The following is a 15,709-nucleotide window of genomic DNA, read 5'->3' as shown; positions in this document are numbered from 1 at the left end:
GACCGCCCGCCCCCGGCCGGCGACCTGCGACCGCCTACCGGCCGCGCAACCGCGGGGCCTCCTCGGCCGCCGAAACCGGGCCGGCCGCCGCGTCCTCCGCGGACGCGGCGAGCCGGCCGGTCAACTCCCGCGCCCACGCCGACAACCCGGCGACGTCGATCCCGTACGGAGCCGCCGCATACGGCTCCAGCGCCGCGGCCCCGCGCCCCAACAGCGCCGCACCGCCCGCGGCATTGCCCCGCGCCGCATGCGTCAACCCCACCGCGAGCTGCGCCAGCCCCCGCCACAGTTCCCGCTCAGACTCCGGAGCCGCCTTCCAGGCGTCCTCCAGCACCTCATGCGCATGGAACGGCATCCCGGCATCCAGGAGCCGCTGCGCCTCGACCAGCGCCTCGTCCGGTGTGCGGGGCACCCCCTCCGGCTGCCGGGCGACCCCCGGCGCACCGTAGGGCAACGGCCGCCCGAGCCCGTCCCGCGGCCGGGCATTCCGGGCCCGGCCCTGCTCATCGCGATCACGGGAACGGGACACGGGGGCGCTGCCCTCCTCGGGACGGGCGGAGTGGCGGGGGTTCTCGGAGGTGTTCACCCTTCGATTGTGCGCGGGCGAGGGGCCGGAGGCGTGGTGGGGTGGCGGGGACGAGTAGGCCGGGGGCTCCGACGGCCACGGGGACTCCACTGCCCGCATGGTCGCGTGCGTGCATGCATGCAGGGCTGCCTCGCCGCCTGGCTGCCGGACCATCTGGCCGTCGGAGCCGGTCACCGTCGCTATCCCAACTGCACCTCGTAGAAGCACAGATGGTCCTTGATCTCGGCGACCTGGGCGTGCGGCTCGGGGTAGGCCCAGGCGATGTCCTCAGGGCCTTGTTCGAGTGACCAGTAGGACGCGGTGCCCTTGAACGGGCAGACCGTGTGCGTCGACGACGGGGTCAGCAGATCGGTGCGGACGTCCTCCGGCGGCAGGTAGTAGCGCACCGGATAGCCGGTCTCGAAGAGCAGCAACGGTCGCCGGCTCTCGGCCAGCACCTGCCCGTTCACCACGACCCGGACGGGCTCGGTGCCCGGCTTGACCTCGATGCGGTGACCTTCTGTGGACATAACCCTGATCTCCGTTCGTGAAGCGGATGGTTACTACCTCAGGGTCGCATCCGGGACGGCTTCAGGGAGATCCCCGAAGCCGTCGAGCCCCGAGATCGGCACAGTATGAAGCAGAGCTCGCGAAGAGGCAGAGAAGCTCGCGAACGGGAGGGGGCGCCTCGGCGGGTGCGGCGGCTCTCGGGGACGGCTTCGAAAGAGATCTAAGGGAAGGGATCTGGACGTGAACCGGAATGTGAATCTGGACGTGAAGTGGGGCGTGAGGGTGGGTGCGCGTAAGGGCGCGAGTATGGCTAGGGGCGGGAGTGCGAGTGCGGACGTGAGTCCGCACCGGGGCTGGTGCAGGAGCCCCGGTGCGCTCTCCGTGACGGATTGCTGCTGGAGTGTCGCGGGTGTGGAGCGGCGCTCACCGGTGTCGGTGCGGCGGGCGCCGCCGGCGCCGTGCCCTTCGGGGCCGGTCGGTGGCCGCCGTCGGTGGGGGTGCGGGGCGCGGGCTCCTGGTGATCAGGTGCCGACCGGGCGGATACCGTGGCCGGCCCAGTCCGGGGCCGGAGTGGTGAGGGCCGCGAGCCGGTCAAGGGTGGCGTCGGGGAACGGGACGGCATGCCCCTGGTCCTGATCCACATGGAGGGCGAAGAGTTCCTCGGTGGCCACGGGGTCGCCGGAGGGAGCACCGGAGGGAGCGCAACGGTACATCTCGTGGAGTAGGCGGAGCTTCTTCGCGGCCACGCCCAACACCGTGGTGCGGACGGCCAGTTGGCTGCCGCGGGGGACCTCGTCGAGATAGCGGACGTGAGCCTCGACGGTGTAGAGCGAGCAGCCCGTGCGTGCGCGGTAGTCGGAGTCGAGGCCGATCGCGTCCATCAGGGCGTCGGTGGCGAAGCCGAAGGCCAGGACGTAGTACGCCTCGCTGAGGTGGCCGTTGTAGTCAATCCACTCGTCCTGGACGGCCTGCCGGAAAAGCGGGAGAGAGGGGCGGGGGGCGGGGGGGGGTGGGGGAGGGGGGAGGGGGCCCCACCGGAGGTGGTTGGTGCGGTGCTCATCAGACCGGGCTCCCAGGCGTGTTGGGGCCCGTCTGGTTATCGGGCTCGGTGCGGACGGCGGGGGCAGTGTGGGCAGCGGGGTCGGCATGGCCGTTGGGTACGGCGTGGGTGTCGAGGCTGATGTGGCTGCTGGGTGCGGCGTGGGTGTCGAGGCCGGCGTGGCTGCTGGGTACGGCGTGGATGCCGAGGACAGCATGGCTGTCGGGTACGGCGTGGATGCCAAGGCCGGTGTGGCTGCTGGGTGCGGCATGAGCGTCGAGGCCAGCGTGGCCGTTGGAGCCGTCGGAGTCATGGGAGCCGGTGGCACCGTCGGAACTGTTGTGGGTGGCGTGGTTGTTGGGGTGGGTGGTGGGGCGGGGGGCTTGGTGGGGGAGGCGGCCGGTGGCGCGGAGGACGTTGATGACGCCCTGGTCGCGTTCGGCTACCAGGTCGGCGTAGGTGCGGTCGCCGGCGGCGGTGGCGCAGCCGTCGACCATGGCGTCACGGAGTTCCCGGTCCAGCTCGGGGGCCTCCAGGCGGGTCCACGGGGACTTCAGGGAGGGCCCGAAGTGGTCGAGCATGTGGGCCATGCCGCCCTCGCCGCCGGCCAGTGCGAAGGTGAGACAGGGACCCATGAACGCCCAACGTAGGCCCGGGCCTTCGGTGATCGAGGCGTCGATGTCCTCGACCGTGGCCTCGCCGTTGGCGACCATGTGCAGCGCCTCGCGCCACAGTGCCTCCTGCAGGCGGTTGGCGATGAAGCCGGGGAGTTCGCGGTCCATGGTGATGACCGACTTGCCGGCGAGGTCGTAGAAGCGGGATGCCCAGGTCACGGCCTCAGGGGCGGTGTGGGTGCCGCCGACCACCTCCACCAGCGGGATCAGGTACGGCGGGTTGAAGGGGTGGCCGACGACGAGGCGGGACGGGTCGGCCGCCTCGGTCTGCATGTCGGTCATCGGGTAGCCGGAGGTGGAGGAGGCGATGACCACGCCGGGGGGCGTGGCGGCGTCCAGTTCGGCGAGGAGCGAGCGCTTCAACTCCAGCTTCTCCGGGGCGCTTTCCTGGACGAAGTGGGCGTCGGCGACGGCCTCGGCGAGGGTCGGGACGACCGTCAGCCGGTCCTGGGACGCGCCCTCGGCGAGCCCCAGTTGTTCCAGGGCGGGCCAGGCGGCGGAGACCAGGCGGCGCAGCTTCTCCTCGGCGTCGTCGGCGGGGTCCCAGGCGGTGACGTCGTAGCCGCGGGCGAGGAAGTGGGCGACCCAGCCGCCGCCTATGACGCCGGCGCCGATGCACGCCACCCGACGTGCGGCTTCGGGGGTGGTGGAGGGGGTGTAGGGCATGGGGCTGCCTCCTGCGCGGAATGCGGAAAGTTGTGAGGGGAGGGGAGGGGAGGGGAGGGTGCGGTATGCGAAGTGCGTGGGGCGCGGGGCGTGAAGTGGCTGATGGTGGTGGGGCGAGTGGTGACGGGCGGACAGGTGTGGTGTCGGTCCGCTCGTCACCGTGGGGTTGTGTGGCGCCCGCCCGTTGGTGCCTCCGTGTGCGTGCGTTAGCCGCGGGGCTTCAGGCCCAGGCGGGTGCGGGCCTGGTCCGGGGTGGCGACGGTCGCGCCGAGGAGTTCGGTGATCTGGACGGCGCGTTCGACGAGTTGGGCGTTGGTGGCCTTGACGCCGCGGCTGAGGTAGAGGTTGTCCTCCAGGCCGACGCGGACGTTGCCGCCGAGCAGGATCGACTGGGCGACCCACGGCATCTGCATCCGGCCGAGCGCGAAGCTGGCCCACTCGGCGCCCTCGGGCAGCATGTGCACCATCGACTGGAGGACGCCGGGGTCGGCCGGGGCGCCCCACGGTATGCCCATGCACAACTGGAAGACGGTGGGGTCGTCCAGCAGACCTTCGGCGAGCAACTGCTTGGCGAACCAGAGCTGGCCGGTGTCGAAGATCTCCAACTCCGGCCGGACGCCGAGTTCCTGGATCCGCTTGGCTCCGGCGCGCAGCATGTCGGGGGTGGAGACGTAGAGCGTGGAGCCGTCGCCGAAGTTGAGGGAGCCGCAGTCCAGGGTGCAGATGTCGGGGAGCAGGTCCTCGACGTGCGGAAGGCGTTCGAGGCCGCTGACCAGGTCGGTGCCGGGGAGCTGGGTGAGCGGGCGCTCGGGGTCGATGACCAGGTCGCCGCCCATGCCGGCGGTGAGGTTGATGACGACGTCCGTGCCGGTCTGTTTGATGCGGTCGACGACCTCGGCGTAGAGGCGGGGGTCGCGGGACGGTTCGCCGGTCTCGGGGTCGCGCACGTGGATGTGCACCACCGCGGCGCCCGCGGTGGCCGCCTCGACCGCGGACCGGGCGATCTGCTCGGGCGTCACGGGGACGTGCGGGGAGCGGCGGACGGTGTCACCGGCGCCGGTCAGGGCGCAGGTGATGATGACCTCGTTGGTGGGGGCGGTGGTCATGGGATCCCTTCGGTAGGAGGGGCGGGTGAGGGGCGAGGGGGTGGTTGGTGATTCCCCGGGGTGTGGCTGGGGTGAGGGGCCCGGACGCCACGGCGCCCGACGGGCGCCGTCCGATTGCCCGGCTCGTAGCTGGCCCGCAGCCGGCCCGCCCCGGCGGCAGCGTCAGGCACGTCGTCGGGGCGTCATGCACGTCGTCGGGCAGCGGAAGGGGAGTCGGTGGCAGCGCTGTCGGAAGCGGTGTCGTTGGCAGCGGTGTCGTCGGCAGCGGTGTCGTCGGCAGTGGGGGCGTCGGCGTCGGTGGTCGCGGAGTCGTCCCCCTCGGAGTCGACGGCCTCGCCCTTCCCGCCACACCCCAACTCGTTGTCCACGAAAGCCAACAGCGCGGCATGCATGGTGCCCGGGGTGGTGCTGTCCGGGGCGGTGGCCAGGACCTGGGTGGCCAGGCCGTCGATGAGCGCGGTGAGGCGGAGGGCGGTGACGTCGGGGTCGACGGGGCGGAAGACGCCCTGGTCGATGCCGCGGCGGAGGACGTCGGCGACGGTGGTGCGCCACTGCCGGTAGTAGTGCTCGTGGAGGCGTCCCACGGCGGTGTCGCGGGCGGCCTGGGCCCACAGGTCGAGCCAGACCAGCCACTGGCGGCGCTGTTGTGCGGTGCGCGGGGTCTGGAGGGCGATCAGGTGCAGCAGTTCGGCGCGGGCGTCGGGGGCCTTCGCCAGTCCGGCCGCGCGGCGGTCGGTGTCCTCGTCCATGCACCAGCGGACGGCCGCCTCCAGCAGTTCGTCGCGGCCGGGGAAGTGGTAGTGGACGGCGGCCGTGCTGGTGCCGCAGGCGGCGGCGATGTCGGCGACCCGTACGGCGTGGAAGCCGTGTTCGGCGATCAGCCGGACGGTCTCCCGGACGATCTGTAGCGGGCGGCCGCCTTCGGGGACCGGGGCCGGGCCGCGCCCGGGCGGTGCCGCGGGGCGTTCCGGGGCGCCGAGCAGCCAGCCGGTGTCGACCCCGCCGATGTCGGCGATCCGGACGATCTCGGCGAGGGCGAAGCGCCGGGTGCCGCCCAGCGATCTGGAGAGCTTGGAGGGGTCCATCACGATCCGTCGGGCGAACTCGCGGTGGCTGCAACCGAGCCTGGCGATCACCTGCCGGACGCGGTCGGTGACCTGTCCGGTGTCGTCGGCGATCCGGCCGCCGGGGTCTGCGTCCATGGCCGGGGACGCTAACAGGGTGTTGAGAACATCGCAACGGATGCGAGAGGGCGGGAGGCGGGAAGCTGCTGGTCTGTGTGGGTATGAGGGAGGGTGTTGCGGGATTGCTGATGCTTGAGTCAGTGATGGGGTGGGTGGGGTGCGGCGGGCTGCGTCCGGGGCACTGGACAAGCCGCAATACGGGTGAATGTGGCAAAGTGACGGCATGGCTGACCGGGGAGCGCAGCGGCCCACCGTGTCGGTGCCGGACGACTGGCCCGCCCACCCGGACCTGATGCTGGCCCTCAACGGGATGGGCGGCTTCGACTGGGACCTCGACAGCGGGCTGATGCATCTGGACCCGCCCGCGCTGGAGGTCTTCGACCTCCGCCCGGGGGAGTACGACGACCGCCCGGCCACGCTCGGCTGCCGGGTGCCCGACTACGAGGCGGCGCGGCTGGAGGCGCTGGTGACCCGGGCGCTCAAGGACGGCAGCCATTCCTACGGCGCCTACTTCCGGGTCCGGCTGCGCGACGGCGCACTGCGCTGGACGCACGCCCAGGGCAGCATCCGCCGGGACCCCACCGGCCGTCCCCGCCGGGTCATCGGCGTGGTCCGGGACGCCACCGACGAGTACGCCCAGGCCGCCCAGCGGATCGCGATCACCGAGGAGCGCCGGCGGCACACCAGCATCGTCGAGCGCACCACCGCCGCCCTGGCGCACGCCCGCACGGTCGGCGAGGTGATCGGCGTCCTCGCCGGCGACGAGGGGCTGAGCCGGCTGGGCGCGGAGAACGTCATCCTGGGCCTGGTCGAGGCCGGCCGGATCCGGCTGGTCTCCGAGGGCCGGGCGGGCAGTTACGTGCCGGACCTGGAGTACACCCGGGTCGGCGACGAGTTCCCGATGAGCGAGGTGGTGCGGACCCTGACCCCGCGGTTCGTCGGCAGCCGCGCCGAGTTCCACGACGCCTACCCGCGGCTGTGGCCGGCTGTCGAGCCGTTGAACGTCGGCTCCGGGGCGTATCTGCCGCTGATCGCCCAGGGGCGTCCGATCGGGGTGATCGGCCTGTTCTTCGAGCGCGAGACCGACTTCCCCGACCAGGAGCGCAATGTGCTCGTCGCGCTGGGCAGCAGCATCGCGCAGAGCCTGGCCCGGGCGATGCTCTACGACCAGGAGCACGAGATCGCGGCCGGCTTGCAGCAGGCGATGTTGCCGCGCCGGATCCCGGGCGTCGTCGAGGCGCAGATCGCGGTCCGCTACCGCTCCGCCCGGATGGGCCGGGACATCGGCGGCGACTGGTACGACGTGATCCCGCTGCCGGACGGCCGGGTCGCCGCCGTCATCGGCGACGTCCAGGGGCACGACACCCAGGCCGCCGCGCTCATGGGCCAGTTGCGGATCGTGCTGCGCGCCTACGCCGCGGAGGGGCACGCGCCGGCGACCGTGGTGGCCCGCGCCTCCGCGTTCCTCAACGAGCTCGACACCGACCGCTTCGCCACCTGTACGTACGTCGACGCCGATCTGGCCACCGGCGCCGCCCGGTTCGTGCGGGCCGGTCACCTCGATCCGATGGTGCGGCACGCCGAGGGCATCTGTCGGCGGCTGCCGGTGGCCGGCGGGTTGCCGTTGGGTCTCTCCTCCGAATTCCGGCTGCTGGACTACCCGGTGACCACCGTGCACCTCGCGCCGGGTGACACGCTGGTGCTGTGCACGGACGGCCTGGTGGAGGAGCCGGGTGCCGATCTGGACGCGGGGCTTGCGCACTTGGCCCGGGAGGTCCGCGACGGGCCGTCGGACGTCCAGCAACTCGCCGACCGGCTCTGCGAGTCGGTGGACGGCCGGCGCGGCGAGGACGACATGGCGCTGCTGTTGCTGCGTCGACTCGGGCCGCCCGAGCACGACACGGCGGGCCGCCTCCGTCAACACGTCGCCCCCGCCGACCCGGCGGCGCTGTCCTCCGCCCGCCACATGATCCGCGCCGCGGTGCGCGCCTGGGGCGCCGGCGACCGCGCCGAGGAGGTCGAACTGGTCGCCGACGAGCTGATCACCAACGCGCTGCTGCACACCGACGGCGAGGCGGTCGTCAGCCTCCGGATGCCGCACGGGGTGGAACGGCGGCTGCGGTTGGAGGTAGAGGACGGGGCCAGCAGTCTGCCGCGCCGCCGCGAACCGGGCGAGTCCGGGGTCTCCGGCCGCGGCCTGCTGCTCGTCGACCGGCTGGCGGATGTGTGGGGAGTGGAACCGCGCGGCGGTGGAAAGTGCGTATGGTGCGAGTTCAACTGCCCCTGACCGGGGAGGCGCTGGCCGCCCCCGGAACGCAGCGGGCGCGGGCGCCGAGGGATCGGCACGGCCAAGTGAGGACTGCTCTATGGGATCGCGGGCGGAACAGCGCGAGGGCGCCCGCCAGTTGGCGGCGCGACTCGACGCGGACGGCGTCGGCAACATCGCGCTGACCTGGGTGGACAATGCGGGCATCGCCCGCGCCAAGGCCGTGCCGGCCCGGCGGTTGACGGCCGTCGTCGAGCGGGGCGTGGGGATGTCGCCGGTCTTCGACGTGTTCACCTCCGACGACGCCATCGCCGCCTCTGACCACCTCGGCGGTCCGGACGGCGATCTGCGGCTCTTCCCCGACCTGGAGCGGCTCACCACCCTGGCCGCGCAGCCCGGTTGGGCCTGGGCGCCGGTCGACCGCTACGACCAGCTCGGGCAGCCGCACCCGGCCTGCCAGCGGCTGTTCGCCCGCCGGATGGCCGACCGGGCCGCGGCTGCCGGCCTCGACCTGCGGATGGGCTTCGAGACGGAGTGGGTCCTCGCCCGCGCCCCGCAGGGCCCCGCCGCCGACGCCGACGCGCTCGACTACCCCTGCGTCGGCCCCGCCTACGGCATGGCCCGGGTCGTGGAGCTCTCCGACTACCTCCGTGACGTCACCGAGGCGCTGCTCGTCCAGGGCGTCGACGTGCTCCAGATCCATCCCGAGTACGCGGCCGGCCAGTTCGAGGTCAGCACCGCGCCCCACGACCCGGTGCGCGCCGCCGACGAGGTGGTCCTGGTCCGCGAGACGATCCGCGCGGTCTCCGCCCGGCACGGGCTGCGCGCCTCCTTCGCCCCGTCCGTCGTCGCCGGCGAGGTGGGCAACGGCGCTCACCTCCACCTCAGCCTCCGCCGCGACGGGGCGAGCCTGCACCGGGCCGCCGGCGCCGACGGGGCCCTGGCGCCCGACGCGGCGTCGTTCCTCGCCGGGGTGCTGGACGCGCTGCCCGCCCTGCTCGCCATCAGCTGCCCCTCGCCCGCCAGTTACCTGCGGCTGCTGCCCTCCCATTGGGCCGGCGTGTACCAGTGCTGGGGCGTGGAGAACCGTGAGGCGGCGCTGCGGCTGGTCACCGGCGCGCCCGACGACCCCGACGGCGGACACGCCGAGGTCAAGACCTTCGACGCCGCCGCCAACCCCTACCTCGCCGTCGGCGCGGTGATCGCCGCCGGGCTGCACGGCATCGACACCGGGGCCCGACTCCCCGCCCCGCAGACCGGCGACCCCGGCATCCTGGGCGTCCGCGAGCGCGCCCGGCGCGGCATCGTCCGGCTGCCCGCCACGCTCACCGAGGCCACCGACCGGTTCGAGAAGTCGACGCCGCTGCGGGAGGCGTTGGGGGAGGTGCTGCACGGCGCGGTGCTCGCGGTGCGGCGCGCCGAGGAGGCGCACTTCGCGGAGTGGGAGCCGGCCCAGATCGCCGCGGCCACCCGTTGGCGCTGGTGAGCGCCGCCGACGCGCCGCGGCCGGTCGGCGACACCGGCGCCCCGGTGCTGGACGGACTGCCGCCGCTGGTGGACCACCACTGCCACGGCGTGATCCGGTACGCCCCGGACGCCGGGACGTTCGCCGCGTTCCTCACCGAGTCGGACCGGCCGCCGGCGGCCGGCACCACGTACTTCGACACCCAGACCGGCTTCGCGGTCCGCCGTTGGTGCCCGCCGCTGCTCGACCTGCCCGCGCACTGCCCGCCCGAGGAATACCTCGCCCGCCGCCGCGAGTTGGGCCCGGCCGAGACCCGGCGGCGGCTGCTGTCCGCCACCGGCATCGGCGCGTACCTCGTCGACACCGGGCTGCCCGGCGACCTCACCGGGCCGGACGAGACCGCGGCCGCGGGCGGTGGCGCCGGCCACGAGGTGGTGCGGCTGGAGGCGCTGGCCGAGCGCGTCGCGGCCGACTACCGGGGGAGTGAACGGGCCGCGCGCGCCGGGGAGTTCGTGGACGCTCTCGGTCGCGCGGTGCGCGCCGCGGCCCGCACCGCCGTCGCCTTCAAGTCGGTGGCCGCCTACCGGCACGGCCTCGCCCTGGACCCCCGGCCGCCCGGCCCGGACGTGGTGCGGACCGCGGTCCGCACCTGGCTCGGCGCGGGCGCCCCGCGGCTCACCGATCCGGTCCTGCTGCGCCACCTCGTCCAACTCGCCGTCGCCACCGGCCGCCCGCTTCAACTGCACACCGGCTTCGGCGATCCCGACCTGCGGCTGGACCACGCCGACCCGGCGCTCCTCACCGACCTGGTCCGGGCCACCGCGGACACCGGCACCGACCTGGTGCTGCTGCACGGCTACCCGTACCACCGGCAGGCCGCCTACCTCGCCGGGGCCTTCCCGCACGTCTACGCCGACGTTGGGCTGTCGCTGACGCACACCGGCCCGCGGGCCACCGCCGTGCTCGCCGAGTTCCTCGAACTGGCGCCGTTCGGGAAGCTGTTGTTCTCCACCGACGCCTACGGGCTCCCGGAGCTGTACGCGGTGGGCAGCGCGCTGTTCCGGGTGGCGCTGGGGGAGGTGTTGGGCGGCTGGGTGGCGTCCGGGGCCTGGTCGGCGGCGGACGCCCGGCGGGTCGCGGCGATGATCGCGGCGGGTACGGCGCGCCGGGTCTACGGGCTGGCGGGCGTCAACGACGGGGCGGGGAACGGGAAGTAAGGGGTGCCGGGCCGGTCCGCCTATTCCATCGTGGCCGCGCGGCGTGGTTAACTGCCGCGTGCCACGTACAACTACCTCTGACGCGCCGGCCGATGACCGGGCCGGAAAGGGCGAAAAGCCCCGAATACCGCTGCGCGGCAGGATCTTCGTCGACCTGACCCCGCTGCGCACCTCCCCCGACTACCGCCGCCTGTGGTGCGGCAACACCGTCTCCTGGCTGGGCCAGCAGATGACCGCGCTCGCGGTCTCCCTCCAGGTCTACGCGATCACCGGCTCCACCTTCTCCGTCGGCCTGGTGGGCCTGTGTTCGCTGATCCCGCTGGTCGTCTTCGGGCTCTACGGCGGCGCCATCGCCGACACCGTCGACCGCCGCAAACTGGGCCTGGCCAGCGCCACCGGCGCCACCGTCATGTCCGTCACGCTGGCCGCCGCGGCGCTCGCCGGCTACCACCGGGTCTGGCTGCTCTACGCCGTCGTCGCCCTCCAGGCCGTCTGCTTCGCGATGAACTCGCCGGCCCGCTCGTCGATGATCCCCCGCCTGCTGCCCACCGAGCAGTTGCCGGCCGCCAACGCCCTGCAGTCGCTCACCTCCAACCTCGGCCTGATGGGCGGCCCGATGCTGGGCGGCCTGATCGTCGGCCTGTGGGGCTACCAGGCGGCGTACCTCATCGACGTGGCCGCCTTCGGCGTCTCGCTCTACGCGATGTGGCGGCTGCCGTCGATGCGGCCCGGCCAGGGCGACGGGCCCACCCGCCGCGCCTCCGTCCTGGACGGCCTGCGCTTCCTGGCCACCCGTCCCAACCTGCGGATGACGTTCTTCGCCGATATGGCCGCGATGGTGCTGGCCCAGCCCCGCGCGCTGTTCCCGGCGATCGCCGCGCTCTGGTTCGGCGGCGACGCCAAGACCGTCGGCCTGCTGGTCGCCGCGCCCGCGGTGGGCGCCGTCCTGGGCGGCCTGTTCTCGGGCTGGCTCGGCGGCATCCGCCGGCACGGCCTGGCGATCCTGCTCGCGGTGGCGTCATGGGGCGCCGCCGTCACCGCCTTCGGCCTCTCCCCACACCTGTGGCTCGGCCTGTTCTTCCTGGCCGTCGCGGGCTGCGCGGACACCGTCTCCATGGTGTTCCGCAGCACCATGCTCCAGGCCGCCACCCCCGACGAGATGCGCGGCCGGCTCCAGGGCGTCTTCATCGTGGTCGTCGCCGGCGGCCCCCGGCTCGGCGACTTCCTCGCCGGCTCCGCGGCCGACCTGACCTCGCCGGCCGCGGCGGTGATCGGCGGCGGACTGGCCTGCCTCCTGGTCGTCACCGCGCTCGGGCTCGGCCGGCGCGCCTTCGCCCGGTACGACGCCCGCGACCCGCAGCCGTGACCCCCGCGGCGCCCGGCAGGTCCGTCCCCGCCACCGGACCGACCGGGCGCCGGAACCCGCCGTGCGCCGGGGCCATGGACGGGCCAGACTCGGGTACGGGGGCACCTATAGACACCGTTCGTCCTGATCCGGAGGCCCGCCGTGCAGCGGCAACCGCTCGTCCGCCGTGACCGCACCCCCGACCTCGACCGGCAGCCCCCACCGGTCCCCCCGGACCCCGGAGGCCCACCGCCCGGCCCCGTCCCGGAGCCCCCGCCCGGCCCGGTCCCCGAACCGCCGCCCGGGCCCGTCCCGCCGGAGCCGCTCCCCGGACCGCCCCAACCCCCGGGGCCGCCCGATCCGATCCCGCCGGAACCGTCGCCGGTGCCGCGCCCGCCCGGGCCGGACCCCGACCCGGTCCCGGAGCCCTCCCCGGCCCCCGGGCCGCTCACCCGGGCGCCCGCCCGACGCCCGTGACGCACCGGGCCCCGCCCCAGCCACTCCACCACCCCGCGAGGAGGTGCCGCTCATGGCCATCGCCACGGTCAACCCGGCCACCGGCGAGACCCTCAAGACCTTCGACGCGCTCAACGCGGGCGAGATCGAGGACCGCCTGGTCCGCGCCGACCAGGCGTTCCAGGAACACCGCACCACGTCCTTCGCCCGCCGCGCCGAACTCCTGCACGCCGCCGCCGATCTGCTCGAAGCCGACCGGGACGACACCGCCCGCACCATGACCACCGAGATGGGCAAGCCGCTGGCCCAGGCCCGCGCCGAGGCCGCCAAGTGCGTCAAGACCATGCACTGGTACGCCGACCGCGCCGAGGCGCTGCTCGCCGACGAACGGCCCGACCCCGCCGACGTCCGGGACGCCGGCGCGGCCCGCGCCGTGGTGCGCTACCGCCCGCTCGGCACCGTCCTCGCCGTGATGCCCTGGAACTTCCCGCTCTGGCAGGTCGTCAGGTTCGCCGCACCCGCTCTCATGGCCGGCAACACCGGGCTGCTCAAGCACGCCTCCAACGTGCCGCAGACCGCGCTCTATCTGGAGGAGCTGTTCCGCCGCGCCGGCTACCCCGACGGCTGCTTCCAGACCCTGCTGATCGGCTCCGGCGCCGTCGAGGACATCCTCCGCGACCCGCGGATCGCCGCCGCCACCCTCACCGGCAGCGAACCCGCCGGCCGCGCGGTCGCCGCCACCGCCGGCGACGAGGTCAAGAAGACCGTCCTGGAGCTCGGCGGCAGCGACCCCTACCTCGTCCTGCCCTCCGCCGACCTCGACAAGGCCGCCCGGGTCGCCGTCACCGCCCGGGTCCAGAACAACGGCCAATCCTGCATCGCCGCCAAGCGGTTCATCGTCCACGACGCCGTCCACGACGCCTTCGCCGAGCGGTTCACCGCGGGCATGGCCGCGCTGACCGTCGGCGACCCGATGGACGAGGACACCGACGTCGGCCCGCTCTCCAGCGAGCAGGGCCGCTCCGACCTGGAGGAGCTGGTCGACGACGCGGTCCACCGGGGCGCCCGGGCGCTGTGCGGCGGCCGCCGCCCGCCGGACCGGCACGCCGGCTGGTTCTACGAGCCGACCGTGCTCACCGGCATCACCCCGGACATGCGGATCCACCACGAGGAGGCGTTCGGACCGGTCGCCACGCTCTACCGCGTCGCGGACCTCGACGAGGCGGTCGCCCTCGCCAACGACACGCCGTTCGGCCTCAGTTCCAACGCCTGGACCCGGGACGCCGCCGAACAGCAGCGCCTGGCACGGGACGTGCAGGCCGGCGGGGTGTACTTCAACGGCATGACCGCCTCCCACCCCGGCCTGCCGTTCGGCGGTGCCAAGCGCTCCGGCTACGGCCGGGAGCTCTCCGGCCACGGCATCCGGGAGTTCTGCAACATGACCACGCTGTGGTACGGGCCCGAGGACTGACCCGCCACGCACCGCGGCCGGGCGCGCCAACTCGTCGGGGCGCCCGGCCCGTTCACGGCGCGGCCCACAGCGTGACGGTCAGCTCGAAGGTCGGATTGCCCGGGCCCGCGCCGCTGCTGGTGTCCGAGGTGTCCACCTTGCTGAACGTCACCCTCGCCACCTGGTTCAGTTTGGTCACCACGCACCAGACCGTGCCGGGGGAGACCTTCGCGGCGTTGGTGTTGGGGCCCAGCGGGCTGCCCTCGGCGGCCGACCGGCACGCCTCGCCCGTGTTCGTCCCGGCGTCCGCGGTGCCCGCCCGGACCGGGCTGCCGAAACTACTGGCGAGCGTGATGACGGCCTGGGCGCCGTTCAACCCGTTCTGACAGCCGATGTAGTCGAGGGTGGTGCTCCCGGAGGTGTCCATCGTCTGTGCGGTGACCGCGGGCGTGTCGAGGTCGAGGGCCTGGGAGATGCTGCCCGTGCAGCTCGGCGCGCGCCAGACCACCCGCCGGTCGCGGTAGACCACCTTCGCGGCGGCGGCCTGGCGCGGGGCGTGCGAGGTGGCGCCCGGCGGACCGGTGTAGGGGGCGCCGCCAACGGAGCCGCCCGTATGGCCGGGCGTGTTGGTCCCGCCCGACACGGTGCCGTCCGACGCCGTGCCCGACCCCCCGTCACCCCCCTCGAACCACCCCTTGACCAGCGACGACGTCAGCAGCACGGCGAGCGCGCCGCCGACCGCGGTGGCGATCAACACCGGCCGGTGGCGACGCGCCGGCCGTGGCGGCGGCACGGGGGCGCCCAGGTGGAACGACGGCGGGGCGCCGGGCGGCGGCGGGGGCGGCGGCGTCCTCGGCGGGGGCGGCACCGTCGGACCCGCGGCGCGGGCCGCGCCCGGCACCCCCGACGGTCCCCGCAGCAGCACCAACGAGCCCGCCGCGCCGGCCGATCGGCGCTGCGGCCGCGGCAACCCCCGGCTGTGCAGCGCGCGGTCCACCCGCCCGTGGACCTCGTCGAGGGTGAGCGGAACCGGCTCGGCCAGGGCGTCCAACAGGGCGCCGGTGAACGCGGTGTAGGTCTCCCCCTCCGGCGCGTGCGAGGGCGCCGTGCGGGTCGTGGACGTCAGCGTGTAGGTGCCGGCCAGGTCGAGCTGACCGACCGCCAGATCGGCCGGATCGGACATCGCGGAGACCGCCCGGCCGGAGAAGCAGCAGTCCACGACCAACACCCGCGCCCGCGCCCGGGCCCCGCTCACGTGCCGCTTGACCAGCTCGATCGGGACGGCGGAGAAGCCCACCTGGTCCCGGTCGGTGTGCACCAGCCCCAGGTGCAGCAACCCGCCGTCGTCCAGCACCCCGTGGCCCGCGTAGTAGACCAGCAGCACCTCCTCGGCCTCCCGCACCGCCCAGGCCAGCGCCGCCCCGATCGCCGAGGCGTCGGTGGGGTCGGGCACCACCCGGCAGTGCTCCGGGGCCAACAGCCCGTGGTCCGGGTGGGTCAGGGCCGCCCACAGGCCCCGGAGGTTGGCCGCCACCGACGGGATCGCCGGCAGACCGGTGAACCTGCCGGTGCCGATCAGTACGGCGCGACTGGCCGGCCCGTGCGGGAACCACCGGTCGTCGGGTCTGCCACTCATCGATGCCCTCCCCCTGCATGACGAACGGTCGTCGCCATCCTGGCACGATCACCCCGGTTTGCGGCCCCGTTCGCCGGCGCCCGAAGGGACATCGCGCGCTCCGCCCATCTCCCCGTGGCATAACGGAGTT

The 15,709-nt window shown here is 74.1% G+C and carries 11 protein-coding genes and 1 pseudogene; 5 read left to right on the top strand and 7 right to left on the bottom strand.

Features of this window, described 5'->3' with window-relative positions:
- Positions 1–34 precede the first annotated feature (34 nt).
- From PV796_RS08125 to PV796_RS08100, 6 genes and pseudogenes are all read right to left on the bottom strand, one after another.
- Positions 35–586: a DUF309 domain-containing protein gene (locus PV796_RS08125; RefSeq protein ID WP_446750573.1), complete on the bottom strand. Its 552-nt coding sequence runs from the start codon at positions 584–586 to the stop codon at positions 35–37.
- 179 nt (positions 587–765) lie between these two features.
- Positions 766–1,095, bottom strand: a complete 330-nt coding sequence (locus PV796_RS08120) for a DUF427 domain-containing protein (protein WP_274912244.1) — start codon at positions 1,093–1,095, stop codon at positions 766–768.
- A 501-nt stretch (positions 1,096–1,596) separates the two neighbouring features.
- Positions 1,597–2,025: a thioesterase family protein gene (locus PV796_RS08115; RefSeq protein WP_274918910.1), complete on the bottom strand. Its 429-nt coding sequence runs from the start codon at positions 2,023–2,025 to the stop codon at positions 1,597–1,599.
- A gap of 472 nt (positions 2,026–2,497) precedes the next feature.
- Positions 2,498–3,454, bottom strand: a pseudogene (locus PV796_RS08110) (3-hydroxyacyl-CoA dehydrogenase NAD-binding domain-containing protein); the annotation flags it as partial.
- Between the two features lie 206 nt (positions 3,455–3,660).
- Positions 3,661–4,560: a 3-keto-5-aminohexanoate cleavage protein gene (locus PV796_RS08105; RefSeq protein WP_274912243.1), complete on the bottom strand. Its 900-nt coding sequence runs from the start codon at positions 4,558–4,560 to the stop codon at positions 3,661–3,663.
- A 182-nt stretch (positions 4,561–4,742) separates the two neighbouring features.
- Entirely contained in the window at positions 4,743–5,762 is a 1,020-nt protein-coding gene (locus tag PV796_RS08100) for a TetR family transcriptional regulator C-terminal domain-containing protein (RefSeq protein WP_446750572.1), read from the bottom strand.
- Positions 5,763–5,967: 205 nt separating this feature from the next.
- Between PV796_RS08100 and PV796_RS08095 the strand changes: the two genes are divergently transcribed.
- The 5 genes from PV796_RS08095 to PV796_RS08075 all read left to right on the top strand — a co-directional run bounded on the left by PV796_RS08095 (position 5,968) and on the right by PV796_RS08075 (position 13,964).
- Entirely contained in the window at positions 5,968–8,031 is a 2,064-nt protein-coding gene (locus PV796_RS08095; protein WP_274912242.1) for a SpoIIE family protein phosphatase, read from the top strand.
- A gap of 79 nt (positions 8,032–8,110) precedes the next feature.
- Complete coding sequence (locus PV796_RS08090) at positions 8,111–9,496, top strand: glutamine synthetase family protein (RefSeq protein ID WP_274912241.1); 1,386 nt, start codon at positions 8,111–8,113, stop codon at positions 9,494–9,496.
- Positions 9,497–9,543: 47 nt separating this feature from the next.
- On the top strand, positions 9,544–10,692 hold the full coding sequence (locus PV796_RS08085; RefSeq protein ID WP_274918909.1) for an amidohydrolase family protein: 1,149 nt from the start codon (positions 9,544–9,546) through the stop codon (positions 10,690–10,692).
- Positions 10,693–10,816: 124 nt separating this feature from the next.
- Entirely contained in the window at positions 10,817–12,058 is a 1,242-nt protein-coding gene (locus PV796_RS08080; RefSeq protein ID WP_274918908.1) for an MFS transporter, read from the top strand.
- Between the two features lie 508 nt (positions 12,059–12,566).
- The gene (locus tag PV796_RS08075) at positions 12,567–13,964 is read left to right on the top strand and encodes an NADP-dependent succinic semialdehyde dehydrogenase (protein ID WP_274912240.1); all 1,398 of its coding nucleotides are present in this window, start codon (positions 12,567–12,569) and stop codon (positions 13,962–13,964) included.
- Positions 13,965–14,016: 52 nt separating this feature from the next.
- Here PV796_RS08075 and PV796_RS08070 read toward each other — a convergent pair whose 3' ends face one another.
- A complete protein-coding gene (locus tag PV796_RS08070) occupies positions 14,017–15,579 on the bottom strand; it encodes a caspase family protein (protein ID WP_274912239.1) in 1,563 nt (520 codons plus the stop codon).
- Between the last annotated feature and the right edge of the window lie 130 nt (positions 15,580–15,709).

Source organism: Streptomyces sp. WZ-12 (assembly GCF_028898845.1).
In the GTDB taxonomy this organism is placed as follows: domain Bacteria; phylum Actinomycetota; class Actinomycetes; order Streptomycetales; family Streptomycetaceae; genus Streptomyces.
This window is presented reverse-complemented; position numbering and strand designations above follow the sequence as displayed.